Origin of the sequence: Ammoniphilus sp. CFH 90114 (assembly GCF_004123195.1) — a bacterium.
Classification (GTDB): domain Bacteria; phylum Bacillota; class Bacilli; order Aneurinibacillales; family RAOX-1; genus YIM-78166.
In genome coordinates this window covers 345,487-371,120 of record NZ_SDLI01000003.1, presented here as the reverse complement: position 1 = coordinate 371,120, position 25,634 = coordinate 345,487, and the positions used below count along the sequence as shown (strand labels likewise).

The window sequence follows — 25,634 nt, the reverse complement described above, 5'->3', positions numbered from 1 at the left end:
TGTTCCTCCTAATTGGTTGGGACTTTCTGAACAAAGTTTCCTGGTATCACTTTTATATCCTTATCCTTCATGTCCAATTGAGATACCTTTGCTAAGGAAATGTATTCCTCTACTAGTTTCTCTTCTACTTCAGCCGCTTCAACAAAGACACCAATGCCAACGACTTCCGCATTAAATTCCCTTAATAAATCAACCATACCTCTGACCGTTCCGCCTGCCTTCATGTAATCATCAATAATCAGTACCTTAGATTTCTCTTGTAGCACTCTGCGAGCGAGCGACATGGTCTGAATTCGCTTGCTTGATCCAGATACATAATTAATGCTTACCACAGAACCCTCTGTTACCTTGCTATCTCGACGAACAATAACAACAGGAACATTGAGATAGTTCGCTGTAGCGTAGGCTAAAGGGATTCCCTTGGTTTCTACCGTCATCACCACGTCAATTTCTTTCTCCATAAACACGGTAGCCATGATTTTTCCCACTTTATTCAATGTCTCGGGGTTTCCTAAGATATCGGACATATAAAGATAACCGCCTGGAAGCAGTCGATCTTGCTGTTCTAAGCTCTGGCAGATGCTCTCCACAGCTTCAAGAGCTAATTCCCTCTTCAACATAGGGATATATTTTACTCCACCAGCCGCACCCGCTACCGTTTTAAGTATTCCAATGCCTTTATACTCAAAAGCCTCTTTAATAATAGATAAATCTTCACTAATAGATGATTTGGCGGAACCAAACTCTTCCGCAAACAGTGTTAAAGGAATTAAGCGATAGGGATTGTCGAGCAAATGTTGAGTCATATCGACCAACCGAGCGCTCCTTCTTAATTTCTTCTCCATAACACGCCTCCAATAACCGAATATTATGATGACAATATATCATTTTTGTACGGTTTTTTGCAAGCTCGTTGGATATTTATCACCTAGAATCCTTACCGCGTATACATCTTTGCAGAACCCGCGCAACCCGTTGTATATCCGACTCACTCGAGATTCTTTGTCTACTAAGCTAAATACTGTAGGGCCGCTTCCAGACATCAAGGAGGCATCTGCCCCAAATCGAAACATCTGCTCCTTCAATCTTCGAACTTCTGGGTACAAGGATAACGTGACCGTCTCAAGATGATTACCCAATGTTTGATGTACAGCTTCATAATCTCGGTTATTGATCGCTTGTACCATCTGATGTGATTTAGCTGGGTACTTCTTTACTTCATCCATAGATAGCTTTCCGTAAATTTCTGCTGTAGAGACACCAATAGGCGGTTTAGCCAAGATCACCCAAGAAGGAGGAGGAGAAGGCAATGGAGTAATCTTCTCTCCTCTCCCTCTTGCTAAAGCGGTTCCACCGTGAACACAGAAAGCTACATCAGAGCCGACCTCAGAGCCGATCTCTGCCATCTCTTCCGTGGAGAGCCCGAGCCCCCATAGTTGATTTAACCCTCTTATTGCTGCTGCGGCATCACTGCTTCCTCCCGCAAGCCCAGCTGCTACCGGAATTCTCTTATGTATATAAAAATGCACGCCCTTCGTAATTCCCATCTTCGTACGAAGAAGCTGAGCAATCTGATATACGTGATTACGCTCTCCAAGTGGAACAAAGCATGCTGAACAATCAATGGTAATCCGTTGATCATCTCTAGGATAAATATCAATCCGATCAGCTAAATCGATGGTGGTCATCACCATTTCCACTTCATGAAACCCGTCTTCACGTTTCCCCAGAACGTCCAGCGTAAGATTGATTTTTGCCGGAGCTTTTATCGATATCCTCACACGTTTCACCCGCTCACTTATGTCAATAATACCTTTCATTTTAGCATTACTAGGTTTTGGATTCCAGTTTAGACAAAAACCTTTTAAAACAAAAAGAAACTGAAAAGATTATATCCTTTCAGCTTCTAGGGGAATCCCTATTTCTGTGTTTGGTTGGCTAGAGTCTGTTCGGCAATCTGGATGGCGCGCTTCACCAAGTTCCCAGCATCACGAGTGGTAATTCCACCCCAACCTTCCTTCTGGACGGTATCATAAATACCTAGATCCTTGGCCAATTCCATTTTGAACTGCTCGGACATGATCCCACGTCTACGACTCATACTAGCCCTCCTTTAGCTAAGAAATGTTTCCCCTAAAAGTAGTATAGCTTGTCCAATAATATATAAACTAAGAATCCTTGGTCTATTTGGAAACATTAATTAATGGTGTAAATAACTTCTTATGCAGAGAAGCAAAAAACAGCAGAACAAAAGATGTTCTACTGTTATAAGCCGCTTATCGGAATCTGTTCTTGCTCAGATGGACAAACTGTAAGCATAACGGTCTCGGTCAGTATATCTGCATAGCTGTAGGAAACTCGTTCGAAAGAATGACGCTCCTCGTCCAACTTTACAATAAAAACGGACGGATAGGTGGATTCCAAAATCCCTGTACGTTCAACCGTCTTGCGACGACCTCCGTTCGCTCGAAGTACGATACGCTCACCCAAATGAGCGTCCAAACTGCGCTTAATATCCATTAACGCACTATTTGCCATTGCATGACCACCTCACTTATGTATGATTATAACAACATAATGTTATTATGTCAAATAAATTGATAATTATAGCAATGAAACAAACAAATTGTCAATGAATATTCTTTTACATGATTCTACAATACTTGGCTTTCCATGATAGATCTTTATCTAAACCATCTATTGCATTGCGCGAATTACTATGTTCAGCAAGTTTTTTATCTGTAACCCAGAAATTGGAGTCTATTGATAAAACCTTTTAAAATAACGAAAAGAACCTTTCCTCAGACTGTTTAGACCTGAACGAAAGGTTCTTTTTTTATTTTATTGACGTGTTTTCTTCATATTTTCCGTAATCGGCAAGCCAAGTCGAAATGTGCCGAAAGTTTCAATTCCACCTAAGCCATCAATTCCTGTAATCGTGTTCTTCGCCGCTTCAAAAACATTTACTGTATCCCGTACTGAGGTGAAAGCTACCCTTTCTGCGATATAAACAGGGTCTAACGTATGAATATTTATGCGTTTAGGTGAACTGGCAAAATTGGCTCCGGCCTCCAGCAAACTCTCAAAATTGGATTGACAGGCCCCAGCAAAGATAATTAAGCGGTCACGGTTTCGCTCAAATCGACGAGCTTCTAGGACCGCCTGAACAAAATACTTAGAGTTTCTGTAACAGTCTAAGGAGTTGATATCCCCAAGATGTCTACGATAAGAGTCATGCCCGGTGAGAATTAAGATATTGGGCTGATAACGCTCCAATAGCCGGGTCGTATACATAGGCATATCCTTCTCCTGAAGATGAAAGCCATACACTTTGATTCCTAATTCCCGATACATTGCGATGCACTTTTCTAAATAACGCCCGTCACCGTCCAAGTGCAAGACTGTGCCGGGTATCTCAAAAGTTACACTGTCTTCTTCCGATCTGCCAGTATAACCCGTCTGCTGATACAAATTTTTTTCCCTCATGAGTCTTCTCTCTTGTTGAATAAGTCTAAGGGACTCCTGGCTTTTCACCAGACTTTTCTCCAATTCCTTTTGGACATCCTCCGGTTGGACCCTAACCAGATCATCCATAGGAGCATCCGCAACCAGCCTAAACTCCAATCCTTGAAGTATTGCTATTTTACCGTCCTGAATGCTCGTGACGGTAAACATGATATCGTTGCCATATGATTTTCTCGTAACCATGTCGCCCACGCGAATAGACATAAAAAACACCCTCCTCCCTGCTACTATATGTGGAGAAAGGTGTTTATGCTTCTTCTATTAACCGGATTTCGTGAAACGATCGGCAACCGAGCTTGCCCCATAAGAATCTGGCTTAATAATCGCTTTATAACCCACAGCAGAAACCCACCCCACAACCTCTTGTATGAGCACACGGGTTTCCCCGCGCTGCCCTACATCCAGATGGATTTCTACGGGCCAGTTTTCCGTGATATCCATAATCCCTGCCTGTTTAAGCTTATCCATTACTTTGAGGCTTAGCTCGGTCTCCCTGTAGATCCGGCTCCGCAAGTCAAACATCGGCTTTACCCTCCACTTGCAGAAGAAGAATCTAGCCCCTTTACCTACGCGGTGAATAATGACCGCTGTAACAAATGTAGTCTTTTCGGAGCTGGTTTGGGAATCGGTTCCAATTACGATTTTATACTTGGCACTCTGATCTTCGCGAACATAGCTTTTAATATAATCCATTAACTCCTGCTCCCCAAGCATTCCAACCGTTGGGCTTATAAAATCCAAATCGGTACCTCCTTGGATGAGAGTCAGACGTGTTATATTATACTCTCGCCTCTACAATCAGGTTACAAAGCTTTGCAAATTCCGCAATACTCAGTGTTTCCCCCCTCCTAGAAGGCTCGATCTCGGCCCGTTGCAGGATGTCTAGGAGTAACTCGCGCTGTTCCCTGTCAAACATAGATCCCATTAAATTATTAAAGATCGTTTTCCTTCGTTGGGCAAAGCTTGCCTTAATGACCTGGAACAGTACGCGGCGATCTGCAACTTCAACAGGCGGCTTCTCTCGAACAGCCAGCTTTAGAACGGCTGAATCCACATTAGGCTGTGGTATAAAAACACTATGTGGAACAATCATAGCAATCTCGGGTTCAGCATAATATTGCGCCATGATGCTTAGTGCCCCATACTCTTTCCCACCAGGCTTCGCAGCAATTCTCTCAGCTACTTCTTTTTGCATCATGACTACAATATTCTCAAGAGGGAGTTCTTCCTCTAATAATCTCATTAAGATAGGGCTCGTTACATAATAAGGCAGGTTCGCTACGACGCTAACCTTAGAGAACTCATTGAATTTCTCGGCAAATAAACGCTTGAGATCTACCTTAAGCACATCCCCATGGATCACCTGTGCATTAGGATACGGATCCAATGTATCTGCGAGAATAGGCAACAACCGCTGATCTAGCTCTATAGCTACAACCCTTCCAGCCGCCCTCGCCAGGTGTTCTGTTAGCGCACCAATACCAGGGCCAATTTCTAATACAGCCTTGCTTGAATCTAATTCTGCCGCTTTTACAATATTATGCAAAATATTGGTATCAATGAGGAAATTTTGTCCTAAACTCTTTTTGAAGGAGAAACCGTACTTCTTCAGGATCTCCTTCGTTCTGGTTGGCGTTGCAATATCCTTACTCACCTTTATCTTCACCTCCTAATGCTTGTAAAGCAACTTCGAACTCTCTTTTAGATATTTGAAATTGATTTAATCGCTTATGAATCTGCTTGGCATTAGCATAGCCAATCCCAAGATATTCTCCAAGTAGCCGTCTTCGCTCACTCGCGGATTCACCGCCTACCAAGCCAGCATCGATTAAATCCTGTAAACGGATCTGTTCCTCAAAGAGACCGTTCGCCTCCGTCCGTACTTCTTGAAGCGCCTGACGTATCACTTCCACACTCGCATTTTCTACACCTAAGTTACGCTTTCCCCTGCCTTGCTCGCGTGTGATAAAAGCATGTTTACAGCCGGGTACAGCTTGACTGATAATCTTACGAATTCTTTCACCCGGGTAGTCCGGATCCGTAAAGATGATCACGCCTCTTTTTTCTTGCGCCAGTTTTATCCTCTGGATGACGGAATCCGGAATCGCAGATCCCCCTGTTTCTATCGTATCGGCTTCTACTGCCCTTCGAATGGCAAGTGTGTCCGATTTTCCCTCTACAATAATCATTTCCTTAATCATGAAACCTATAGCCTCCAACCTAAAAAGCTGTGTCTCCATGAAACACAGCATAGACTTCTATTTATTCTGGTTTTGTTTTCCCAATCACATACACGGCTTTTGCTCTCTTCTTACCGAAACGATGAGCGGATTGATCGGATTCATAGAAGATATCGATCTTATTCCCCTTAACCGCTCCTCCAGTGTCTTCAGCTCGGCGGAATCCTACTCCCTCAATATAAACCCACGTACCTAGAGGTATCACACTTGGGTCAACAGCTATGGTATGACCTTCTTTAGCTCGTCTACCGGAGGCTGTTATTCCATAATGCGGATGATCAGGCCCCTTACCCGTATGGGTAACACCTGGTGCGTACGCTGTCAGAGTAACATTGTTAATCACCTTGCGAGCGACAAAATTCACTCCACCACGAGAAACCGTAGTCAAAGTGCCGATGGCAACGACTCGATCCTGCTTCGGTTGAACCACTTGCGTCTCCACAAGTGTCCTAGACTTTTCTTCTCCATTCTCCATCACGATCTCGTATCGATGGACAGCTTTTCCGTCTCGACCTTCTTGAACAACCTTCTGTTCTCCTTGGTTAAGCAGATAGTCCTTCCTCTTGACCTGATTAAATGGAATAATCTGTTGTTCTTCTACCATCCGCTTCTCAACCCTAGTGATCTTAATTTCTTGGTTGGACTCCACTTGTGAGTCGGTGGATGGTTCAATTCGATCCCACTCTTGTAATGCTATGTTCTGTTCCTTAAGAACGGATTGTACGGATGATTGACTAGTTATGGCGGTACGCTTCTCTGTTCCGTCTAGGATGACTACTGGCCACCTATCGGTATAAACCACTTCCAAGCCTTTTACAATCTTTTCGTCCTTGCTTGGACTTAATAGATCATACGAATCGATATGTACACCTTGCTCTGCTAGAAACTCATCCACATTCTGACTCTTCGTCAAAACACTTCGAGCCTCTCCATTATGTACGAACTCAACTTGCTTAGGTTGGTTAGCCAGGTAAATCCAAATACAAACAGCGGTGATGAAAAGTGCGGCTAGGATTCCAACCACGAAAAACTTCCGTGAAGACGGCATTGCTTTTCCTGGGTCCATTTTCCTATTTGTCCTCCTCTTCAAGTTGAGATTATTTTAGTTGACACCTTTCTTTTTGTCAAACCAAAATATGGAATTTAATTTCGACATAGAACCGTAGATGCTTGTCGAAGAGGACTAGACCGTACTTTATTGAATATTAAACAATCTTTTCGCATTATTTGTCGTATGTTGAGCTAATTCCTCTACACTCATCCCTCTGAGAGCTGCAATGGTTTCAGCTACATAACGAACATAACCGCTCTCGTTTCGTTTCCCGCGGTAGGGCTCTGGCGTTAAATAAGGGCAGTCGGTTTCAATTAACAATCTGTCTAGAGGAATCTCTTGCGCAATCTCCTTTGGCTTCTTGGCATTCTTAAAGGTTACCGGCCCGCCAAATGAGATGTAAAAATTCATGTCAAGACACTGCTTTGCCATTTCTAAACTCCCTGAGAAGCAGTGCATGATTCCGCCAACCTCAGCCGCTTTCTCCTCTTTCAGAATATCGACGACATCTTGATGAGCATCCCGATTATGAATGATGATAGGCATTTTCAACTCTCTTGCTAGTTGGATTTGGCGACGGAATACAACTTGTTGAATTTCCCGAGGAGAAGTATCCCAATAATAGTCTAATCCGATCTCCCCGATCGCCACTACCTTTTCATGCTTGCTTAGTTCACGTAGCCAGTCATAGTCTTCTTCCCTCATATCTTTAGCATCTTGCGGATGCCATCCAACAGCGGTATAGATAAAATCATATTGCTTAGCGAGGGCTAATGAGGTCGGAATCGTTTCCCGATTAAAGCCGATATTGACAATGCGACTGACTCCGTTTTCCTTTGCTCGACGAATCACTTCCTCTTGATCCTCTTGAAATTGTTCAGCATTCAGATGCGCGTGTGTGTCGAAAAGCATCGAATCACCATCCTATCTCTATGTCGAATTTGTTGGATTTTGTAGTAATTTTTCAGTCAACTTGGGTGAAAGAAAGAATAGCCTTGCTCATTTTTGCAAGACTATTCCCGGACCTTATTTTACTTTTGCTCCATTTGGCATATTTTCCGGAACGGTCGCTAAGGTTAGCTTATCTCCTTCCGATGCCGCTAAGATCATGCCGTAAGACATCTCTCCACGAAGCTTAACAGGCTTTAAGTTGGTTACACAGATTACCTTTTGTCCCTTTAGCTCTTCCGGCTTGTAATACTTCGCAATCCCAGACACCACTTGTCTCTGTTCGTATCCTAGGTCAAGCTGAAGCTTCAGCAGCTTATCGGCCTTAGGAACCGGTTCGGCATGAATCACTTGAGCTACACGAAGTTCTACCTTCATAAAGTCATCAATCGCAATTTCTTCGACTTCTGGCTTCTCCGGAACGACAGCAACTGCTTCTTTTTGTAACTTGTTTTCTTCAGCCTGCTTGCGTGCAGCCGCTGTATTCTCGTCAATTGCTGCGATCTCCACTTCTAGTTCAAGTCGAGGGAACAGCATCTCGGTACGATTCACTTTAAGCCCTGAAGGAAGCTTGCCCCATTCCTTCGCTTGTTCCCATTGAAGTACATCAGAATTAGAATCTAAGCCTAATTGAGTCCAGATCTTCGCTGGCGTCTTCGTTACGAATGGCTGGAGAAGGACGGAAGTAATGCGGATACTCTCTGCTAGGTTGTACATGACAGTTCCCAAACGCTCCCGATTCGCTTCATCCTTGGCTAAGTTCCAAGGCAATGTTTCATCTATATATTTATTCGTCTTCCCGACTAACTCCCATAAATGCGTCAAAGCATTCCCAAAGCGCATCTCATCTAGATGATGTTCCACTAATTCAACGGTCTTGGCTGCCAACTGCTGCAGCTGGTCATCATATTCTCCTGGTTGAGTAGGAGCAGGTATGACCCCATCAAAATATTTATCGATCATGGCGACTGTTCTACTGACTAAGTTTCCTAGGTCATTCGCTAAGTCAAAGTTCAGACGCTGAATAAAGGCTTCAGGCGTAAACACTCCATCTTGACCAAAAGCAATCTCACGAAGCAAGAAGTAGCGAATGGAATCCGAACCGTAACGGTCGATTAAGAACTTGGGATCGATGACGTTTCCTTTAGATTTAGACATCTTGCCGTCAGGCATGAGCAGCCATCCATGACCAAACACCTTCTTAGGTAGTGGAACATCCATAGCCATAAGGATAATTGGCCAATAAATGGTGTGGAAACGAAGGATATCTTTACCTATCAAGTGAACATCTGCTGGCCAGTACTTCTGGTATAGTTCGTCTTGGTCAGACATAAATCCAAGTGCCGTAATGTAATTGGCTAGGGCATCAATCCATACGTAGATCACGTGTTCTGGATCATTCGGAACCTTAATTCCCCAGTCAAAGGTCGTACGGGAAACACAGAGATCTTCTAGGCCTGGTTTCAGGAAGTTATTAACCATCTCGTTCCGTCTAGATTCAGGCTGAATAAAGTCTGGATGCTCTTCAATGTATTGAAGAAGGCGATCCTGATAATTTGACATACGGAAAAAGTAACTTTTTTCTTTTACAATCGAGATTTCTCTTTCACAGTCTGGACACTGGAATTTATCATTCTTCTTGGCTTGTCGCTCCGTCCAGAAAGCTTCACAAGGCACGCAATAATAACCCTCATATTCTCCAAGGTAGACATCACCTTGGTCAACTAGCTTTTGGAATATCTTCTGCACAGCTAACTTATGTCGATCCTGAGTAGTTCGTATAAAATCATCATAGGATATATCGAGCTTGCTCCATAGATCTTTAATCCAATCGACAATTGGGTCAATAAACTCGAGAGGCTTCAATCCCTCTTCTTCAGCTCGGCGCTGGAGCTTCTGGCCGTGTTCATCAGTCCCGGTTAAATAGTAAACATCATATCCTCTTAATCTCTTATATCGAGCCATCGCATCGGCAGCGATTGTGGTGTATGCATTCCCGATATGTAGTTTATTGCTCGGATAATAAATAGGCGTGGTAATATAGTAGGTTTTTTGATTTGACACGTTTATACTTCCTCCCGAATGCTTGTAAAAAGTCCTTTTCCCATTATCTCATCTTTGCCCAAAATATACAAAACATTACTTTACAAAATAAGCAAGGAGGAGTTAACGCATCTGGCAAGTTGGCTTTGTGTCGAAAAGATGTCGAATTATACATTCGTACAACTATCGAATTTCCAGTTATTTTTCCAAAAATAGCGCATACATATTGGGAATTCTTAGTTTAACTTGAAAGTTTACTCTGGTCATATCAAGCGATTTATAGGATAAACGATCTTGTTTTTTCTAATATTATCTTTTTTATTCCAATAACTTGAAAAAATATGGTTGACTACTTTTGGAAGTGCTGGTATTATAAATGTAAGTTGATTTTGTCGAATTTTGGCGAGATATTACTCATTAAGATTAGAGAACTTGAAGGCCGCAAGCCCTTTTTCCAAGCCAACAAGTTTTCCTTCTCCTGTTGTTGACGACAGGTACATAAATACACAATGGATATTGAGAGGAGTAATGACAATGTTAAAATCTACAGGTATTGTACGTAAGGTGGACGAACTAGGACGAGTGGTAATTCCTATCGAACTTCGCAGAACGTTAGGTATTGGGGAGAAAGACGCATTAGAAATTTTCGTAGACGGCGAGCGCATTATCCTTAAGAAATATGAACCTTCTTGCATCTTTACTGGGAACGCTGAGAACCTTGTACACTACAAAGGTAAAATGATCAGCAAAGACTGCATTCAAGAGCTATTAGAGCTTGTTGAGCAACCAGTTAAGTAATTACATAAGAACGGCACACCGAGCCTCTCGCCTGGTGCGCCGTTTTTTTATTTGCTTCGTTCTATATTTGCAGGTTGGGTTGGGTTATTTGCAACTGAGGGTGAGATATTTGCAGTCTCATTCCCCGTGATACAAATTATAAATATCTCTCTTCGGAACCTTACGATCCTCTGCTGCTTTTTTGATCGCCTCTTTAGAAGTCAATCCTTGCTGAATATACCCTTCGACATGGGCTACCGGCTCGAGTTCCTGCCACCACTCGGCCATCACTTCCTCATCTCCACCCAAATTCCCTTCGATTATAACCGTAAATTCCCCACGAACCTGATCCTGTTGCTCTAAATAACCAATGACTTCCTCTACACTTCCTCGTATGTATTCTTCGTATTTCTTGGTCAGCTCTCGAGCTAAGACGATTTGTCGGTTGCCCATGACTTCATGGACTTCCTTTATCATCTTCAATACCCGATGGGGAGCTTCATAGAATAGAAGGGTTTCAGGATAAACTTTAATACGATTTAACTCTTCTCTTAGCGGTTTTTTATCCCGGGGGAGAAAACCTAGGAAGATGAACTTATCTGTAGGTAACCCTGAAGCAATTAAGGCACTTAAAGCTGCATTAGGACCTGGTATCGTGATGACTGGAATTTCGTGTTGAATAGCAACTCTCACAAGCTCATATCCCGGATCCGAGATCGCTGGCATCCCTGCATCGCTGACAAGCGCCAGCTTCTTGCCTTCCTTGAGCCATTGAATGATTCCTTTTGAACTGGCTTCTTTGTTATGCTCATGATGGCTAACCAACCTTGTATCAATCTCGAAGTGGTTTAACAGCTTTCTCGTTTGTCTTGTATCTTCCGCCGCTATGATATCCACCGACTTCAGAATTTCTAGCGCACGAACGGTAATATCCCCTAAGTTTCCAATCGGGGTTGCAACCAAGTATAACTCTCCAGCTACCCCACGGTTACCTGCAAAGCTGGACTGTACAAACATGCTATTCCCCCCTTTCCCCATAATAGATCTCAAGCAATTCGGGACAATAAGAGCCATCGTCGTCATAGACAATAAGTGGTGGAAGGAGTTTGAGGTCAGGCTTTCCGTCGCGAATTCCTTCAATTAGCACCATATTCGCTTCTGCTCCTGCTTTGGGATGTACAAAGCGAATACGCTTCGGCTCAACACGATATTTGCGCATCAGCTCGATCATGTCAATAAGTCTAGAAGGTCTATGGACAAAAGCCACCTTTCCTCCAGAACGAACGAGATAAGCACTCACTCGAATCACATCTTCTAACGTACAATAGATTTCATGCCTGGCAATGGCAAAATGCTCATTCTGGTTGACTTCCCCCGTTTTCGGCAGCATATAAGGGGGATTGCAAGTTACAACATCGTAGACCCCATGTCCAAAACGCTGCGGTGCTTCCTTCAGGTCTCCTAAGTAAATCTTTATTTGATCTTCTAGTTGATTCAGCACAACATTCCGACTAGCCATGTCATGCAACCGCTCTTGGATTTCAAGACCTTCGATCTTGGCTTTACTCCTCGTCGATAGGAGTAATGGAATGACCCCATTTCCGGTACATAAATCCATAATTCTCCCCTTCTGAATAGGCAACGAGGCAAAACGAGCAAGCAATACAGCATCCATCGAGAAACTAAACACCTCATGGCTCTGTATAATTTTCCGATCATGCGTTAATAAATCATCCACCCTCTCAGATGGGTGCAAAGCGATTTCCATACGAACACACCTCGAGTAAAATTCAGCTTTTCTCAATATACTACTTATCTTTCCCATAAGAAAGGTCGAAGGACCGGCTTTTTAGGAAAAATAACAACAAATGTGATAATCCTCCTCCCATTCCCTAAAAGAAAGAGGTCAACCTGAATTCTACAGGCTGACCTCTTTTTCTTACAGTTATTTATTTAAGAAAGATAGACAGAAGAGACAATCTCCTTCTTTTCGTAAGCTGCCAAAATGCAAATTGCAGATATGAAAGCCCTCTTGATACAACCGAGCCAGGTTATCATACCCCTCACCTACGCCGACTTTTTGTTTTTCTTCCGTTTTTTCCTCTTTATCCGGCAATGGTGGAGACGTGTTTAGTCGCTCCAATTGCAAGCGCAGGTGCTGGTTTTCTATGGTGAGGTTCTTGTTCTCCTCCAGCAATTCCACTATTCTCTCCCTCAAACTGCCAACTTCCTTAAACAGTTTGCCGACTTGTTCTTCAATATTGGTTGCCTGCTGAAACATTTTCTGTTTATCCATGACCTCACCCCAACTGGAATACCTAGTTCACCTTCTCCATCTCTGAAATCTCTTCTAAGGCAAATTCTATCATTCCTCCTTCTTCAGGCAAATCTACTTGAACCAAGCGCTCGAGAATATTTAACCCCACAACACGGCCACGACCAAGCGGTGTTACAACATGCTGACCGACATCTGGCAGAGATTCTTTTGCACTTTCATAATTATCGTTTTCATATTTCAAGCAGCACATTAATCTTCCACATAAACCCGAAATCTTTACCGGATTGAGGGATAAATTTTGATCTTTTGCCATCTTTATGGAAACAGGTTCAAAATCACCTAAGAAGGTCGAACAACATAGAATTCTCCCACATGGACCAATCCCACCAAGCATCTTCGCTTCATCTCGCACGCCAATCTGACGAAGTTCAATTCTTGTGCGGAAAACAAAGGCTAAGTCCTTCACTAGTTCACGAAAATCAACGCGTCCTTCAGCGGTAAAATAAAAGATGATCTTATTGCGATCGAATGTATATTCGACGTCTATCAGTTTCATATCTAGCTGATGAGTAATAATCTTATCTTGACAGACCTGCAGAGCTTCCGCTGCCATGATTTTATTCATATGGACTTGTTCGGAATCTTCTTCTGTCGCCAATCGAATGACCTTCTTCAAAGGGAAGACGACGTCATTCTCACTAACTTGCTTGCGTCCGATGACAACTTGTCCATATTCAACCCCTCGTGCGGTCTCCACAATGGCAAAACCATTCTTCTCAACCGGCAATTCACCAGGATCAAAATAATATATCTTACCCGCCTTCTTAAAGCGGATTCCAACTACTTCAACCAATCATCATCCCTCCTGTAGCTCGATAACCATCCTTTCGAGGGATAGCTGAGGATTGGCATGGCGAGAAAGACGATTCTTCGTCTCCATGACAACCTCTATTCCTTTCAATATCCAAGTTCTACTGCAACGTAGAGCTTGTCTCTGGATGGCATCCAATTGATCAATATTTACAAGCTCATGTTTACGATCTATCTGAAATAGCAATAAGTCTCTATACCAATAAACAAGTATATCTAAGATGTAAGGCAACCCCTGGTTACCCTGTTCATTTTTTAGTATCTTCTCTTGTATTGTAACGAGAGCATAAGAACCTTTATCAAGAATATCTTCTGTTAATTGTAACACTAGGCTTCGATACTGTGCAAACCCATCTGATTGGCACCATTCCCTTGCCTGATCCAAATTGCCCGTAATTTGGCAAATATTACGCAATAATGGCTCATAGAACCCTTCTTGCTTCAGCATATCCACCCTTCGTTCAAAGGAAAGCTCGTCAAAGTGAATAACCTGACAACGAGAGAGAATCGTTGGCAAAATCTGATGAAGGTGTTCGGTTAATAAGATCGCAGTTACATCATACGTCGGTTCTTCTAGAAATTTCAATAGACTGTTTGCCGCTTGTACCGTCATTCTTTCGACATGCTCAATGATGTACACATTCCTTGAGGATTCCACAGCCTTAAAGGAAAACTGCTTCTGCAATTCTCGAATCTGATCAATCTTAATGCTTGCCCCTTCTGGTGTTACCCTATGCAGGTCAGGATGATTACCTGATTCAATCCGTAGACAATGATGACATCTTCCACAAGCATCACCGTCTTGCTCTAAACAAAATAACGATTTAGCAAATTGAACAGCCACCTTCTTTTTACCTACCCCTTGGTTCCCTGCAAACAGATAGGCATGGGCTACTCGGCCGTTCTTCATACTATTCTGCAGGATGGACGCTACTCTCGGTTGTTCCGTGCAATCTTTCCAGCTCATATGAATCACCTATCATTCATTCTAATATCATTGTTATATTATACATTGTACAACAAATAGCCCGCTAGGCTTAAGCGGGCTACTTGACTACATTTGAAGTAATTTCTTATCAAGTATAGCTATCACATCTTCAAAAACCTTATCGATCGGCTGATTCGCGTCGATGACCTGTATTCGCTCTGGGAATCGTTCAACAAGCTGTAGATAGCCTTCTCTCACTTTATAGTGGAAGTCTAATTTCTCCATATCCAAGCGATTCACTTCTCTTTGCTTATCCGCTGCTATCCTTGCTAAGCCGGCCTCAGGAAGAATGTCAAAATAAAGGGTAACGTTCGGCATTCCTTCTTCAACCGCAAACCGATTGATGGAATAAACTTCTTCCACCCCTAAGCCCCGTGCATGACCTTGATAAGCTAGACTGCTGTCCACGAATCGATCGCATAACACGGTCTTTCCAAGTTGGAGAGCCGGAATGACTCTTTCTACGAAGTGCTGCCTGCGAGCAGCCGCATAGAGCAGGGCCTCTGTACGTCCGTCCATCATGGTATTCTCAGGGTTTAGTATGACGGTTCGAATTTGCTCCGCAATATCAATTCCACCCGGTTCACGCGTGATCATCACGTCATGCCCCTTATCCTCTAGATAACGTTGCAAAAGAGGGATCATGGTCGATTTGCCAGCCCCTTCTCCCCCTTCAAGACTAATGAAATATCCTGTTTTCATCTTGGCTTTCTCCTCATCCATTCAACATCTAATACCTTATTTTATCAGATGTTGAAGAAGAACCAAAACATTATAGCGTGCGATCACCAGGTCTCCAATTTGCCGGGCATAACCCGCCAGATTGAATCGCTTGCAACACTCGCAATGTTTCATCTACGCTGCGGCCAATATCATTATGGTTAACGACCTGATACTTCAGTTCACCTTCAGGATCAATAATAAAAAGCCCGCGCAGCGCAACTCCTTCTTCCTCAATCAGCACCCCGTAATCACTGGCCACCTTCTTCGTAATATCTGAACCTAATGGAAAATTAAGTTTGCCTAATCCTTTATCTTCTCTTGACATATTAATCCAAGCTCGGTGTGAGAACTTACTATCCGTACTAACTCCTAGAATCTCTGCATCCAAGTCAGCGAATATGTGTGCTGCATCACTTAATGCTGTAATTTCTGTAGGACAAACAAAGGTGAAATCCAGCGGATAGAAAAATAAGACCAGCCACTTACCTCGATAATCGGATAACGTCACCTTGCCAAAATCTTTTCCATTCCCTAACGCCGTTTCCATCTCGAAATAAGGAGCTTGCTTTCCGACTAAACGATTAGACATACATTCATCCTCCATCTATATCATAATTTCTTATTTGTAATCTATCCACATAATAACAAACCGATTAGTTATTGTAAATGTTAACTACTCGTATTTCACCTAACTTTGAATCAGATATTCCATGGAAGCGACAACCTAACCGTTGTAACTCTTGTAAGTAATTCATGATTTCTTTACTCATTCGCTCTCCTGGATTTATTACTGGAATGCCAGGCGGATAAGGAACAATCATTTCTGCACAGATCTTCCCCTCAGCCTCCTCGAAAGGAACCGTAACACTTCGCTCGTTAAATACTTCATATGGCGTCAATACGAGTTCATTAGAGAATGGTTGGAATTGTGCTGGATCAAATAAAGAAAAGGGACCACCGTACTGAACCTCTAATTGCTCGATGGCTTCAACGGTTCTTTCCACATCCCGTTCAGAAGAGTGAGTAGATATAACTAATAGAACATGCTGATCATCTGCCAATTCAGGATAGATTCCCTTACTCTCCAAATACTCTTTCAACCTGAAACCATGATAGTTTTTAGAATACGTTCGTATGGTCACCTTCAGCGGATCTAAGCTATCCGCCTTTTCTCCTCTGTCTACGACTTGGAGCCAAGGGATTTGAGCAGATTCTATACCTTGCTTTAGTTTCTTACTCAGTTGAATAGCATGCTCTACGTCCTTGCGTCCCTCATGGACGAGATAATGCCTTGCTAGATCTAAGGATGCCATCAAAGGATAAGATGGGCTGCTCGATTGAACCATAGCAAGAGCCTGCTTGAGACGACCACGGTCTAACAGATCTCCTTTCACATGCAGCATGGAAGACATCGTAAGAGACGGAAGCATTTTATGTGTAGATTGAACGGCAGCCGTTGCTCCAGAATCCATAGCGGATCTTGGAAGATCATCGTGCAGGCCATAATGGGCGCCATGCGCTTCATCCACTAACAAGGGGATACCATATTGGCGGCACGCTTTGGCATAAGGTTGCAGATCCACTCCCATACCGTAATAGTTGGGGTTCGTTAAAAAAACCGCTTTTGCCTGAGGATGCTCCTGTAACTTTTGCAACAATTCACTTATGGATACCGTAATCGGTAAGCCTGTTTTCTCATCTAATTCAGGTACTAGATAGACAGGGCTTGCCTGCGATAGAATCAGTCCATGAATAACGGATTTATGGACATTTCTTTGCACCAGAATTTCTTCTCCCGGCTTGCAAGCTGCAAGAAGCATCGCTAGATTCCCTACTGTACTACCCCCTACCAGAAAAAACGTTTCATCCGAACCGAAAACTTCGGATGCGAGCTGTTGAGCATAAAGAATGGCTTCTTCTGGGTGATGTAGATCATCTAAACCGGGAATCTCCGTGAGGTCTAAAGGATACAGGGAAGATAACGGCCCAGTTCCTCTTCCTTTATGCCCCGGCACATGAAACCGAACAGGATCCTTCTCTTGGTACCTGTGCATAGCTTCTACTAACGGCATTCTTTCTTGATTCATCTATTGTTCTCCCTATCAGTTTGTCTCTATCTCCTATTATATACAAGAACTAGCCCAAACCAAAAAAAAGAGTTGTCTTACATAGCGCAAGACAACTGCTGGTTCAGGCTTCCATCTTCCAAATATTTTTCATCTTTTCGATAAAGAAAGGATACTTGGCATCCATGACATCGGTATGAACCATCTCCTGTTCACAGGACTGGCAGATAAACGCTTCCCAAATAAAGATCCCTTCTTTATTTGACTCCCCACAAACTATACAGTTTTTCTCCTTCAAATCCATATCTTAAAACCACCTTACGTCATTTTACTTCCATTATTAACTAGTATAGTGTGGTTCATACGCTATGTTCAGACTTTTCTACCAACTGGGATATATCTAAATCCTAACATGTCCATCATGTCCGGGTAAAATAGATTTCTCCCATCAAGGATGAGTGGATGATTTAACTTTTCTTTTAGATGAAGTAGATCAACTTCTTGAAATGGCTGACATTCCTGTAAAATGATTAAAGCCTCGGCCTGCTCAACAGTCTTCCATTTATCCGCATGCCATATCGTATTCCGTGGGAAAGAATGATCCGAACTAAGAAATGGGTCGTATAAGTGCAATTCCATACCCTCTGCTAACAGCTGCTCTATGATGTCTAACGCAGGTTGATCACGAACACCCCATATCGCAATCGTTTTTCCTTCTAAGGCACCTAACTCTCTTCTCAAACGGTTCTTTACCCAATCTCCCTGAACATCGTTTATCTCTTGGACAGCTTCCAACAGAGGAGTCTTTACTCCGTTCTGCTTTCCTTGTTCAATTAAAGAAAGGAGGTTATCGGATAGTGACTCTCCAAAGCCAATCCCGGCTTTCAAAGCGCCCTGGCCAATTCTTGGATCCATCCCTATTCCTCGGGCAATGGTCTGAATATCCCCTCCAAACGTCTCACAAAAACTAGCCACTTGATTGATAAAAGACATCTTGGTAGCCAAGAAAGCATTACGAGTATATTGAATGATCTCTGCTTCTTTCCTTGTTGTCATTAGGATAGGGACATCGTAGGAAAGCATTATATGACGTAGTTCTTTGAGCTTTGGGTGATTAGCTTGCCCTCCGATGACAATGTGGGAGGGATGCTGGATCTCCATCATGGCGCATGATGCCACCACGACCTTTAACCCCTTTTGGTCACACCAATCTTGTAGTTGATCCCCCGTACCTATGGGAACCGTAGGATGGATTATTAAACAAGTATCCTTGGTTAAAAACGAAACAGTTTCCTCCACTACAGACCAAAATTGACTAGAGTCAACGCAGAGAAATACAAATTTTATTGTCTCTAAGGGGATAGATAATTCTCCGGTAGGTTCTATTAATACTACGGGATAACCCCTTTTCTCCAAGCTATCAGCCAACGCCACGCCTATAGAATTCCCACCTAGAACCCCCAACGTTTGCTTCATCATCGGTTATCCTCCTAAGGCTTTATATATTGTTGAGTGTTTCCCAGAATGGGAGATAGCATAACAAGATAAAAAAAGAGCCCAGGGGAACATCCCTTGAGCTCAACTTTTTGTTTCGTTATACAATAAAAGCTTTAATAAAAACCAAAGAGACCAATCCTGGCAGCCCAAGAAACCCAGACATTGCAGCTGTTATCGGGTTAATAGGAATGGTGAAATCGTAATATCCAGCCATGGAATTAAACACAAATAAAAGCACGCCACCAACCGCAATTTTAAACAGACCATACCCTATCCACCGAAGCGGGCTCCAGACCGATTGACTTACAACTAACGCCATGAAAAGAATTCCTAAGGCAACAATTAACCAGACGAGAGAAGCATCCATTTAGGCATCGAACCTCCTATTCTAAAGCATGAAGCTTTCTTTTTTTGGCAATTTGGTAGAGGTACATGTATCGTCGTTCCAAGATGTCTAAGAGCTGGTACTTCCCCCCATTATGATCCTGATGAATTTGCCCATACTGCCATTGACTTCGGGCCAGGTCAATGCCCTGCAACAGTCTTCGTCTCTCCTCCAATACTTTACTTTTTACTAATCTACTTTCTTTTAATTTCTTAATCATATGCCGTCCCTCCTCCACATTACAGGGTACGCTTGTCTCACAAAAAAAAGAACTAGTCAATAAAGACTAGTTCCTATAATTCTCTTCGACCTTCTAAGGCCTTCGTGAGCGTAACTTCATCTGCATATTCTAGATCTCCACCAACCGGGAGACCATGAGCGATTCGGGTTACTCTTATTCCGAACGGTTTAATCAGTCGGGAGATATACATCGCTGTAGCTTCCCCTTCAATATTCGGGTTCGTAGCTAAAATAAGTTCTTGTACCTGATCATCCTTCAATCGATTAAGCAGCTCCGGCAATCGAATATCTTCCGGCCCAATTCCATCCATTGGGGAGATCGCTCCATGAAGAACATGATATTTCCCTTTAAACTCTCTTGTCTTTTCCATAGCAATAACATCTTTAGGTTCCTGAACGACACAAATGCAAGAAGCATCTCTAGACTTATCACTGCAAATATAACACGGATCAACGTCGGTAATATTTTGACAGTGGGAGCAGTATAAGAGGTTTCGCTTGGCATTTACTAAGGCTCTTGCTAAGTCCATACAATCATCCTCTTTCATCGTGAGGACGAAAAAAGCGAGTCTTGTCGCCGTTTTTGGGCCTATTCCCGGTAGTTTACTGAATCCTTCAATTAATTTAGCAATGGGTTCTGGATAATACACTTAAGGACACCCTAGAACAAACCTGGAATATTCATTCCACCTGTAAGCTTGCCCATTTCCTTATTGTTTATTTCATCTACTTGCTTCATAGCATCATTGACCGCTGCAAGGATTAAGTCTTGAAGCATTTCTACATCATCAGGATCTACGACTTCAGGCTTAATTTTGACATCTTTTACTTCCTTGTGGCCATTAACAACGACGGTAATCACACCGCCACCAGCTGTTCCTTCTACTGTCTTTTCCTTCAACTCTTCTTGAGCCTTCATCATCTGTTCTTGCATCTTCTTTACTTGCTTCATCATATTATTCATATTTCCCATTCCGCCACGCATTTTGTTTCCTCCTTGTTAATCCTTAATATGGATGAGATGTTCACCAACTAGTTTAATCGCTTCATCGAGAAATGGATCTGATTCTTCCTTATTCTCCTCGCCTTGGGGCTCTGATGCCCCTGTAGACCTTGTTGTAGCTTCGATTTCCTGCCATTGATTTTCCATCAAGGTCAGAAGATCAAGCCTCTGTCCCCACACCGACTGTAACACTTCTTCGATAATTTGACGGTGTTGAGGCTTCTCTGTTGTCTCCCGGTGGATCGCACTCTTAAAGCTGACAACTAATCCCCCTGAACCAACAGCAACTGGTACTCCATCTAAGAGCCACGCATGAACCTGAATTTTCTTCTTCTTAATTCGATTCAAGACATCTGACCATAGGCCGGTTATTTTCCTTAACCCTTCAGGTTCAGACCCCGCAGCCACTTCCCGAATACGGTTTTCTGAAATCCTCACTGTTGAAGGCATACCTACACGTCTCATCGCTTCTTTTCGTGGGGTTTCCATGACCTCCGCTGCGGGCGTACTAACTGCCACTTGGCCCACTTGATTTAATCTTTGTTCAAGTTGATTAATTCTCTGGAGAAGATCTTCCACACTAGCATTCGTTGCTGCCTCTTTAGGTTGTTCAGAGTTCCCTTCAGATTCTAACAAACGAATTAGTCCCATTTCTAGAACAATCTTAGGATGACTAGCCCACTTCATGTCTTGGCTTACCTTGCTCAACTTTTCAATTATAGAATAGAGGAAGGGATGAGTGAAGCTTTGTGACAATCCATGGAATTGGTCATCACCCATGAGGCGGTGTTGCAACTCATCTAACTTAGGAGCTGTCTTATACAACAAGAGATCTCGGAAATACATCAGAAGATCATTAAGGAACTGCTCAGAGTTTTTCCCTTCTGAAATGACTCGTTGTAGTACTTCCAGTAACCCAGAGGCATTCTTTTGACGAACGAGTTCAGTAACCTCTGCAAGCACCGACTGGGATACAACACCAGTAACCAAAATGACGTCGTCTACTTCTACTTTATTCCCTGAATACGAGAGAACTTGATCAAAAAGGCTTAATACATCGCGCATCCCACCTTCAGATACACGAGACATCAAGGCAAGAGCCTGATCCGATATCTCCACATTCTCCGTAGCTGCAATATAGCGAAGACGATCCATCATTGCCTTAGCCGAGATGCTTCGAAAGTCAAATCTCTGGCAACGCGAAATAATAGTAGCAGGAAGACGGTGTGGCTCTGTAGTAGCCAAAATAAAAATAACATGCCCTGGAGGTTCTTCTAATGTTTTAAGCAGGGCGTTGAAAGCCTCTGTTGTTAACATGTGTACTTCATCAATAATGTACACTTTAAAGCGGACTTCAGAAGGGGCATATTTAACCTTGTCTCGAACGTCACGAATTTCTTCAACACCACGATTAGATGCGGCATCAATCTCTATGACGTCGACAACCGAACCCTCTGTAATTCCTTTACAAGCTGCACACTCATTACAAGGCTCTGGAGCAGGTCCTTGTTGACAATTGACCGCTTTGGCCAGAATCTTGGCCGCACTAGTCTTCCCTGTTCCCCTTGGTCCACTGAACAAGTATGCATGTGAAAATCTTTGTTCTCTTAATGCATTCTGTAATGTTTTGGTGATATGCTCCTGACCTACCACATCCTGAAACGTCTGTGGACGGAATACCCGGTATAACGCTCGGTATGCCATAATGGACACTCCAAATCTCATATTCAATAGTATAAGTATACTATAGATGTTTTTAAATTAACAAACCATCATAGGCTTTTTTTGGTATGTAAAAAGGACTATCCTTCTAGAGGATAGTCCTTCTATAAAAATTATGCCGTGCACCCATTGTCGATACGACCAACCAAGCGTTACTCATGTAGTTAGCTCGAACCAGGCTACCCTGCGGCACACAGAATGATCCACTTATGGCTGCTTCCTTCCGGACCTGACCAGGTTCATGGGTTCCTGTTGCGCAGGACCCAGTTGTCAACACCACTTGCATAAGGCAGACCTTACATGAAGCGCACCTTCAATGGGAATTCAACCCCGCTAAGGCGGATTGCGGGTTACAGGGCACCGCCATCTCCCCATCTAGCACGACAAGCTTATACACGATAGTAAAAGGTACAACCTCATTTGGTTGCTTAGTAAGCATAACATAAACATCACGGTAGATTCAAGGATTTTAGGAACTTAAATTTTGGAATAAATGCAAATCCCTCTACATTAGTATGTAGAGAGACGTGGCTTGAAACCTCATCTTATCTTGAGTCTTATTATCTGTCGATTCTTCCGATATTATTCATATCCATATTAAAGAATAGCGTCACATTCTATAATCATACATGAAAGATCTTTTAATAAATCCAATTCATAATGAGACGCTAATGGATTCCCTGCTGGATCCTTTATCACTCTCACTAAGGGACGACTTGGCGAGTGCTCATTATACCCTACGACAACTGCGGTCTCACCGGAGTTCAACTTCACGGTTACCCCTACAGGATAAATCGCAATTGTCCTGCGGAATAGTTCTACTACCCCCTGCTCGAAATGGGTATTCGTATCAGCATAGATGATCTCCATTGCTTCATGCGGCAACATAGCTCGACGATAAACACGATGTGTCGTAAGAGCATCAAACACATCGCCAACAGCCATTGTACGGGCATAGGGATGAATTTGCTCTCCAGCTAATCCCCTTGGATAACCTTTACCATTCCATTTCTCATGATGCTGCAAGGCGCAATGAGCGGATAGAAGCGGGATATCTACCTGTTTTCTTAAAAGCTCAAAACCGTACTCCGAATGCTTCTTAATCTCATCAAACTCTTCATCTGTCAGCCTTCCGGGTTTATGCAGTATTTCCGAGGGAATCATCATCTTCCCTATATCATGCAGCAATCCACCTAAGCCAATCTCATAGAGCTGCTTATCATTAAATCCCCGCTTCGTTGCCACAGCGAGTGTGTAGAGTGTAACATTCAAAGAATGGGAGAACACATAATGATCTCGGACTTGAATATGGGATAATAAATTCATCACCGATTTAGTCCCTTTAATCTCAGATATCAGAAGATCTAATATCCGTTTAAAATCCTTTATCATTCTGGAATGAAATATGGCACCCTTCTGTCCATCCTGTATTGCCTCAAAATGCGTGTGAATCGTAATGACCGCTTCTCTTCTAACCTCAAGTGGAATAGCATCCTCCACAAAAATATCATCCGTTATCCCATCTTTAATATAGAGATGAGTAATTCCCTGCTCTTCTAGACGATTTATGGCTTTATCTGATAATTCGAATCCTTCCCCCAACAATTTTCTTCCTGATTCATGATAAATCGTCTTAGCCAACACCATCCCCGATTCACAGTTGACAATCGACACTAATCTCATATTTTTCCCCTTTAATTCACTTTCCCCATTTATACTCTTATAGTAATGGATATATATATAAACATATAGAGTCTATTATGTACATTACGTGAAATCTTCAAAAGAAAATGCGCTTAGGAAAAATATTTATGATGATTATCATCGCCTAATCATCTATAATAGCTATAGCTAAACTAAACGGTTGTTTAGCGTTGAGAGTTTCGCCCCAGGATTGGGGCTTTTTTTGTTTGAATTCGATCAAAGTTGTATAACGGAACAATTTTCCGCTATTCTTGATTTTGCACTTAAAAAGCCTTATATTACGGAATAATTTTCTCTTATCAACGGATGTAAGCGGTTACAAATAAATTTTAGAAGGAATAACGGAAAAAATTTACCCTATTTACACTCAAAACCCTCTTTTCTTTAGAATAAGGGAAGTTTTTACCGTTAGTACTCTGCTGATTCAGCCTTAGTCCACCACCAATAAACATAATCCCGTAAATGTCTTCCAGTGTACCCTATAGTAGGTATGTAAAAAACCACCGAAATCCTCGGTGGTTGCAATTCATAAATATGTATGGCGGAGGCGAGAGGATTTGAACCCCCGCGACGCGTGAACGCCCTAGCTGATTTCGAGTCAGCCCCCTTCAGCCTCTTGGGTACGCCTCCGTATGATAGAACAAGAAATATGTTAACATAGGCTGAATCAAGAAATCAAGTCTCTAATTCCTTCCTTACTGCCTTCTTTTTATTTCTTAATTCGCGGAAGAAGTCCTTTAACACATGCGAACAAGATTCCTGAAGGATACCGGAGTCTACCTCCACTTGATGGTTAAATCGTTCTTCTTGCAAAAGGTTCATCAAGGTCCCTGCGCAACCGGCCTTAGGATCCGACACTCCATAAACGACTCGTTCAATCCTCGATTGAACTATCGCTCCCGCACACATGGGACAAGGCTCTAAGGTTACATAAAGAGTACTATCTAAAAGACGCCAACCCCCTAATATTTCACTTGCTTCTTTAATAGCAATCATCTCTGCATGGGCCGTAGGATCCTTTGTAGATTCTCGAAGATTATACCCTCTTCCTATCACCTCCCCTTTACGAACGATCACCGCCCCTATCGGAACCTCCCCCAACTCCGCTGCTTTTCTCGCTTCCTCTAAGGCTAACAACATATATTGCTCATCATCAGGAATCATCATTGCACCACCTCTAGTATGCTGTATCCCATTATGACAAGCATCTAAACGAGATGCAATCATGATGCCTTAATTGAGGTGTTCGTAAAAGGCCTCATCCTCTAATTCACCCTCTACAATATCCCATACCCATTCTCCATGATCATTTTGATGCACGAAGATTTCAGGCTCTTCCAACATCCTCTTTAAATAATGCTTCAAGGCAAAACGTATATCCTCTTGGCTTGGTTCAAGCTCTAAATCCCCATACCGAATTTCCATATAAGCTTCAACAATCGTTTTTACTTGATCATCCGTTAAACGATTCCCAAAGAACTCCATAAACTCCCTCCTTGTTACTCCTAGTATTTGTTTTTTAAGACCATAAATCCTGATTCCGCAAAAATCCTTTAAATGAGAAAAAAGAAAGG

The 25,634-nt window shown here is 42.6% G+C and carries 30 protein-coding genes, 1 tRNA gene and 1 other RNA gene; 1 reads left to right on the top strand and 31 read right to left on the bottom strand.

The window, feature by feature from the left end; all coding sequences use genetic code 11:
• Positions 1–8 precede the first annotated feature (8 nt).
• From purR to metG, 11 genes are all read right to left on the bottom strand, one after another.
• Positions 9–845, bottom strand: coding sequence for a pur operon repressor (gene purR / locus EIZ39_RS09495; RefSeq protein ID WP_129199706.1), 837 nt, complete (start codon positions 843–845; stop codon positions 9–11).
• A gap of 39 nt (positions 846–884) precedes the next feature.
• The gene (gene ispE / locus EIZ39_RS09490; RefSeq protein ID WP_129199840.1) at positions 885–1,781 is read right to left on the bottom strand and encodes a 4-(cytidine 5'-diphospho)-2-C-methyl-D-erythritol kinase; all 897 of its coding nucleotides are present in this window, start codon (positions 1,779–1,781) and stop codon (positions 885–887) included.
• A 137-nt stretch (positions 1,782–1,918) separates the two neighbouring features.
• Positions 1,919–2,101 (bottom strand): small, acid-soluble spore protein, alpha/beta type, encoded by a 183-nt coding sequence (locus EIZ39_RS09485; RefSeq protein WP_129199705.1) that lies wholly within the window; start codon positions 2,099–2,101, stop codon positions 1,919–1,921.
• A 164-nt stretch (positions 2,102–2,265) separates the two neighbouring features.
• Positions 2,266–2,538, bottom strand: a complete 273-nt coding sequence (gene veg, locus EIZ39_RS09480; protein ID WP_129199704.1) for a biofilm formation stimulator Veg — start codon at positions 2,536–2,538, stop codon at positions 2,266–2,268.
• Between the two features lie 303 nt (positions 2,539–2,841).
• Positions 2,842–3,729 carry a sporulation peptidase YabG gene (gene yabG / locus EIZ39_RS09475; RefSeq protein WP_129199703.1) on the bottom strand — a complete coding sequence of 296 codons (888 nt, stop codon included), beginning with the start codon at positions 3,727–3,729 and terminating at the stop codon, positions 2,842–2,844.
• 57 nt (positions 3,730–3,786) lie between these two features.
• Complete coding sequence (locus tag EIZ39_RS09470; RefSeq protein WP_129199702.1) at positions 3,787–4,266, bottom strand: ribonuclease H-like YkuK family protein; 480 nt, start codon at positions 4,264–4,266, stop codon at positions 3,787–3,789.
• Between the two features lie 37 nt (positions 4,267–4,303).
• On the bottom strand, positions 4,304–5,179 hold the full coding sequence (gene rsmA, locus EIZ39_RS09465; protein ID WP_483296029.1) for a 16S rRNA (adenine(1518)-N(6)/adenine(1519)-N(6))-dimethyltransferase RsmA: 876 nt from the start codon (positions 5,177–5,179) through the stop codon (positions 4,304–4,306).
• Positions 5,172–5,726 carry a ribonuclease M5 gene (gene rnmV / locus EIZ39_RS09460; protein WP_129199701.1) on the bottom strand — a complete coding sequence of 185 codons (555 nt, stop codon included), beginning with the start codon at positions 5,724–5,726 and terminating at the stop codon, positions 5,172–5,174. The genes rsmA and rnmV overlap by 8 nt, the downstream gene beginning before the upstream one ends.
• 61 nt (positions 5,727–5,787) lie before the next feature.
• A complete protein-coding gene (locus EIZ39_RS27660; RefSeq protein ID WP_129199700.1) occupies positions 5,788–6,831 on the bottom strand; it encodes a resuscitation-promoting factor in 1,044 nt (347 codons plus the stop codon).
• Between the two features lie 129 nt (positions 6,832–6,960).
• Positions 6,961–7,728, bottom strand: coding sequence for a TatD family hydrolase (locus EIZ39_RS09450; RefSeq protein WP_129199699.1), 768 nt, complete (start codon positions 7,726–7,728; stop codon positions 6,961–6,963).
• A 114-nt stretch (positions 7,729–7,842) separates the two neighbouring features.
• The gene (gene metG / locus EIZ39_RS09445; RefSeq protein WP_129199698.1) at positions 7,843–9,828 is read right to left on the bottom strand and encodes a methionine--tRNA ligase; all 1,986 of its coding nucleotides are present in this window, start codon (positions 9,826–9,828) and stop codon (positions 7,843–7,845) included.
• 513 nt (positions 9,829–10,341) lie between these two features.
• On the opposite strand from metG, the gene EIZ39_RS09440 reads away from it, so the two are divergent.
• Positions 10,342–10,605 carry an AbrB/MazE/SpoVT family DNA-binding domain-containing protein gene (locus EIZ39_RS09440; protein WP_129199697.1) on the top strand — a complete coding sequence of 88 codons (264 nt, stop codon included), beginning with the start codon at positions 10,342–10,344 and terminating at the stop codon, positions 10,603–10,605.
• A gap of 117 nt (positions 10,606–10,722) precedes the next feature.
• On the opposite strand, the gene rsmI is transcribed toward EIZ39_RS09440, so the two are convergent.
• The 20 genes from rsmI to EIZ39_RS09340 all read right to left on the bottom strand — a co-directional run bounded on the left by rsmI (position 10,723) and on the right by EIZ39_RS09340 (position 25,545).
• Positions 10,723–11,601 (bottom strand): 16S rRNA (cytidine(1402)-2'-O)-methyltransferase, encoded by an 879-nt coding sequence (gene rsmI / locus EIZ39_RS09435; protein WP_129199696.1) that lies wholly within the window; start codon positions 11,599–11,601, stop codon positions 10,723–10,725.
• Between the two features lies 1 nt (position 11,602).
• On the bottom strand, positions 11,603–12,352 hold the full coding sequence (locus EIZ39_RS09430; RefSeq protein ID WP_129199695.1) for a tRNA1(Val) (adenine(37)-N6)-methyltransferase: 750 nt from the start codon (positions 12,350–12,352) through the stop codon (positions 11,603–11,605).
• Between the two features lie 177 nt (positions 12,353–12,529).
• A complete protein-coding gene (gene yabA / locus EIZ39_RS09425) occupies positions 12,530–12,880 on the bottom strand; it encodes a DNA replication initiation control protein YabA (RefSeq protein ID WP_129199694.1) in 351 nt (116 codons plus the stop codon).
• A gap of 22 nt (positions 12,881–12,902) precedes the next feature.
• Entirely contained in the window at positions 12,903–13,715 is an 813-nt protein-coding gene (locus EIZ39_RS09420; protein WP_129199693.1) for a PSP1 domain-containing protein, read from the bottom strand.
• Positions 13,716–13,718: 3 nt separating this feature from the next.
• A complete protein-coding gene (gene holB, locus EIZ39_RS09415; protein WP_129199692.1) occupies positions 13,719–14,699 on the bottom strand; it encodes a DNA polymerase III subunit delta' in 981 nt (326 codons plus the stop codon).
• Between the two features lie 87 nt (positions 14,700–14,786).
• Positions 14,787–15,422, bottom strand: coding sequence for a dTMP kinase (tmk, locus tag EIZ39_RS09410; protein WP_129199691.1), 636 nt, complete (start codon positions 15,420–15,422; stop codon positions 14,787–14,789).
• A 70-nt stretch (positions 15,423–15,492) separates the two neighbouring features.
• Entirely contained in the window at positions 15,493–16,032 is a 540-nt protein-coding gene (locus tag EIZ39_RS09405; protein ID WP_129199690.1) for a peroxiredoxin, read from the bottom strand.
• A 64-nt stretch (positions 16,033–16,096) separates the two neighbouring features.
• The gene (locus EIZ39_RS27655; protein WP_129199689.1) at positions 16,097–17,530 is read right to left on the bottom strand and encodes an aminotransferase class I/II-fold pyridoxal phosphate-dependent enzyme; all 1,434 of its coding nucleotides are present in this window, start codon (positions 17,528–17,530) and stop codon (positions 16,097–16,099) included.
• Positions 17,531–17,633: 103 nt separating this feature from the next.
• Positions 17,634–17,813 (bottom strand): sigma factor G inhibitor Gin, encoded by a 180-nt coding sequence (locus EIZ39_RS09395; RefSeq protein WP_129199688.1) that lies wholly within the window; start codon positions 17,811–17,813, stop codon positions 17,634–17,636.
• A 68-nt stretch (positions 17,814–17,881) separates the two neighbouring features.
• Positions 17,882–18,988, bottom strand: a complete 1,107-nt coding sequence (locus EIZ39_RS09390) for a UDP binding domain-containing protein (protein WP_129199687.1) — start codon at positions 18,986–18,988, stop codon at positions 17,882–17,884.
• A 115-nt stretch (positions 18,989–19,103) separates the two neighbouring features.
• Positions 19,104–19,373 carry a pro-sigmaK processing inhibitor BofA family protein gene (locus EIZ39_RS09385; RefSeq protein ID WP_129199686.1) on the bottom strand — a complete coding sequence of 90 codons (270 nt, stop codon included), beginning with the start codon at positions 19,371–19,373 and terminating at the stop codon, positions 19,104–19,106.
• A 16-nt stretch (positions 19,374–19,389) separates the two neighbouring features.
• Positions 19,390–19,611, bottom strand: a complete 222-nt coding sequence (locus tag EIZ39_RS09380) for a hypothetical protein (protein ID WP_129199685.1) — start codon at positions 19,609–19,611, stop codon at positions 19,390–19,392.
• Positions 19,612–19,684: 73 nt separating this feature from the next.
• Positions 19,685–20,281 carry a recombination mediator RecR gene (recR, locus tag EIZ39_RS09375; protein WP_129199684.1) on the bottom strand — a complete coding sequence of 199 codons (597 nt, stop codon included), beginning with the start codon at positions 20,279–20,281 and terminating at the stop codon, positions 19,685–19,687.
• A gap of 11 nt (positions 20,282–20,292) precedes the next feature.
• A complete protein-coding gene (locus EIZ39_RS09370) occupies positions 20,293–20,604 on the bottom strand; it encodes a YbaB/EbfC family nucleoid-associated protein (protein ID WP_240675761.1) in 312 nt (103 codons plus the stop codon).
• 27 nt (positions 20,605–20,631) lie between these two features.
• Positions 20,632–22,338 (bottom strand): DNA polymerase III subunit gamma/tau, encoded by a 1,707-nt coding sequence (dnaX, locus tag EIZ39_RS09365; RefSeq protein ID WP_129199682.1) that lies wholly within the window; start codon positions 22,336–22,338, stop codon positions 20,632–20,634.
• A gap of 136 nt (positions 22,339–22,474) precedes the next feature.
• Positions 22,475–22,740, bottom strand: an RNA gene (gene ffs, locus EIZ39_RS09360) — signal recognition particle sRNA large type.
• A gap of 213 nt (positions 22,741–22,953) precedes the next feature.
• Positions 22,954–24,039, bottom strand: coding sequence for an HD-GYP domain-containing protein (locus EIZ39_RS09355; RefSeq protein ID WP_129199681.1), 1,086 nt, complete (start codon positions 24,037–24,039; stop codon positions 22,954–22,956).
• A 560-nt stretch (positions 24,040–24,599) separates the two neighbouring features.
• Positions 24,600–24,690 (bottom strand) — tRNA-Ser (locus EIZ39_RS09350).
• 45 nt (positions 24,691–24,735) lie between these two features.
• Positions 24,736–25,224, bottom strand: coding sequence for a tRNA adenosine(34) deaminase TadA (tadA, locus tag EIZ39_RS09345; RefSeq protein WP_129199838.1), 489 nt, complete (start codon positions 25,222–25,224; stop codon positions 24,736–24,738).
• 69 nt (positions 25,225–25,293) lie between these two features.
• Complete coding sequence (locus EIZ39_RS09340; protein WP_129199680.1) at positions 25,294–25,545, bottom strand: RNA-binding protein; 252 nt, start codon at positions 25,543–25,545, stop codon at positions 25,294–25,296.
• Positions 25,546–25,634 lie beyond the last annotated feature (89 nt).

Coding starts and splice junctions, on each gene's coding strand:
- purR (WP_129199706.1), bottom strand. CDS start 845: ATGGAGAAGAAATTAAGAAGGAGCGCTCGGTTGGTCGATATGACTCAA.
- EIZ39_RS09485 (WP_129199705.1), bottom strand. CDS start 2,101: ATGAGTCGTAGACGTGGGATCATGTCCGAGCAGTTCAAAATGGAATTG.
- veg (WP_129199704.1), bottom strand. CDS start 2,538: ATGGCAAATAGTGCGTTAATGGATATTAAGCGCAGTTTGGACGCTCAT.
- yabG (WP_129199703.1), bottom strand. CDS start 3,729: ATGTCTATTCGCGTGGGCGACATGGTTACGAGAAAATCATATGGCAAC.
- rnmV (WP_129199701.1), bottom strand. CDS start 5,726: ATGATTAAGGAAATGATTATTGTAGAGGGAAAATCGGACACACTTGCC.
- EIZ39_RS27660 (WP_129199700.1), bottom strand. CDS start 6,831: ATGGACCCAGGAAAAGCAATGCCGTCTTCACGGAAGTTTTTCGTGGTT.
- EIZ39_RS09450 (WP_129199699.1), bottom strand. CDS start 7,728: ATGCTTTTCGACACACACGCGCATCTGAATGCTGAACAATTTCAAGAG.
- EIZ39_RS09440 (WP_129199697.1), top strand. CDS start 10,342: ATGTTAAAATCTACAGGTATTGTACGTAAGGTGGACGAACTAGGACGA.
- rsmI (WP_129199696.1), bottom strand. CDS start 11,601: ATGTTTGTACAGTCCAGCTTTGCAGGTAACCGTGGGGTAGCTGGAGAG.
- EIZ39_RS09430 (WP_129199695.1), bottom strand. CDS start 12,352: ATGGAAATCGCTTTGCACCCATCTGAGAGGGTGGATGATTTATTAACG.
- yabA (WP_129199694.1), bottom strand. CDS start 12,880: ATGGATAAACAGAAAATGTTTCAGCAGGCAACCAATATTGAAGAACAA.
- holB (WP_129199692.1), bottom strand. CDS start 14,699: ATGAGCTGGAAAGATTGCACGGAACAACCGAGAGTAGCGTCCATCCTG.
- tmk (WP_129199691.1), bottom strand. CDS start 15,422: ATGAAAACAGGATATTTCATTAGTCTTGAAGGGGGAGAAGGGGCTGGC.
- EIZ39_RS09405 (WP_129199690.1), bottom strand. CDS start 16,032: ATGTCTAATCGTTTAGTCGGAAAGCAAGCTCCTTATTTCGAGATGGAA.
- EIZ39_RS27655 (WP_129199689.1), bottom strand. CDS start 17,530: ATGAATCAAGAAAGAATGCCGTTAGTAGAAGCTATGCACAGGTACCAA.
- EIZ39_RS09395 (WP_129199688.1), bottom strand. CDS start 17,813: ATGGATTTGAAGGAGAAAAACTGTATAGTTTGTGGGGAGTCAAATAAA.
- EIZ39_RS09390 (WP_129199687.1), bottom strand. CDS start 18,988: ATGATGAAGCAAACGTTGGGGGTTCTAGGTGGGAATTCTATAGGCGTG.
- EIZ39_RS09385 (WP_129199686.1), bottom strand. CDS start 19,373: ATGGATGCTTCTCTCGTCTGGTTAATTGTTGCCTTAGGAATTCTTTTC.
- EIZ39_RS09380 (WP_129199685.1), bottom strand. CDS start 19,611: ATGATTAAGAAATTAAAAGAAAGTAGATTAGTAAAAAGTAAAGTATTG.
- EIZ39_RS09370 (WP_240675761.1), bottom strand. CDS start 20,604: ATGGGAAATATGAATAATATGATGAAGCAAGTAAAGAAGATGCAAGAA.
- dnaX (WP_129199682.1), bottom strand. CDS start 22,338: ATGGCATACCGAGCGTTATACCGGGTATTCCGTCCACAGACGTTTCAG.
- EIZ39_RS09355 (WP_129199681.1), bottom strand. CDS start 24,039: ATGAGATTAGTGTCGATTGTCAACTGTGAATCGGGGATGGTGTTGGCT.
- tadA (WP_129199838.1), bottom strand. CDS start 25,224: ATGATTCCTGATGATGAGCAATATATGTTGTTAGCCTTAGAGGAAGCG.
- EIZ39_RS09340 (WP_129199680.1), bottom strand. CDS start 25,545: ATGGAGTTCTTTGGGAATCGTTTAACGGATGATCAAGTAAAAACGATT.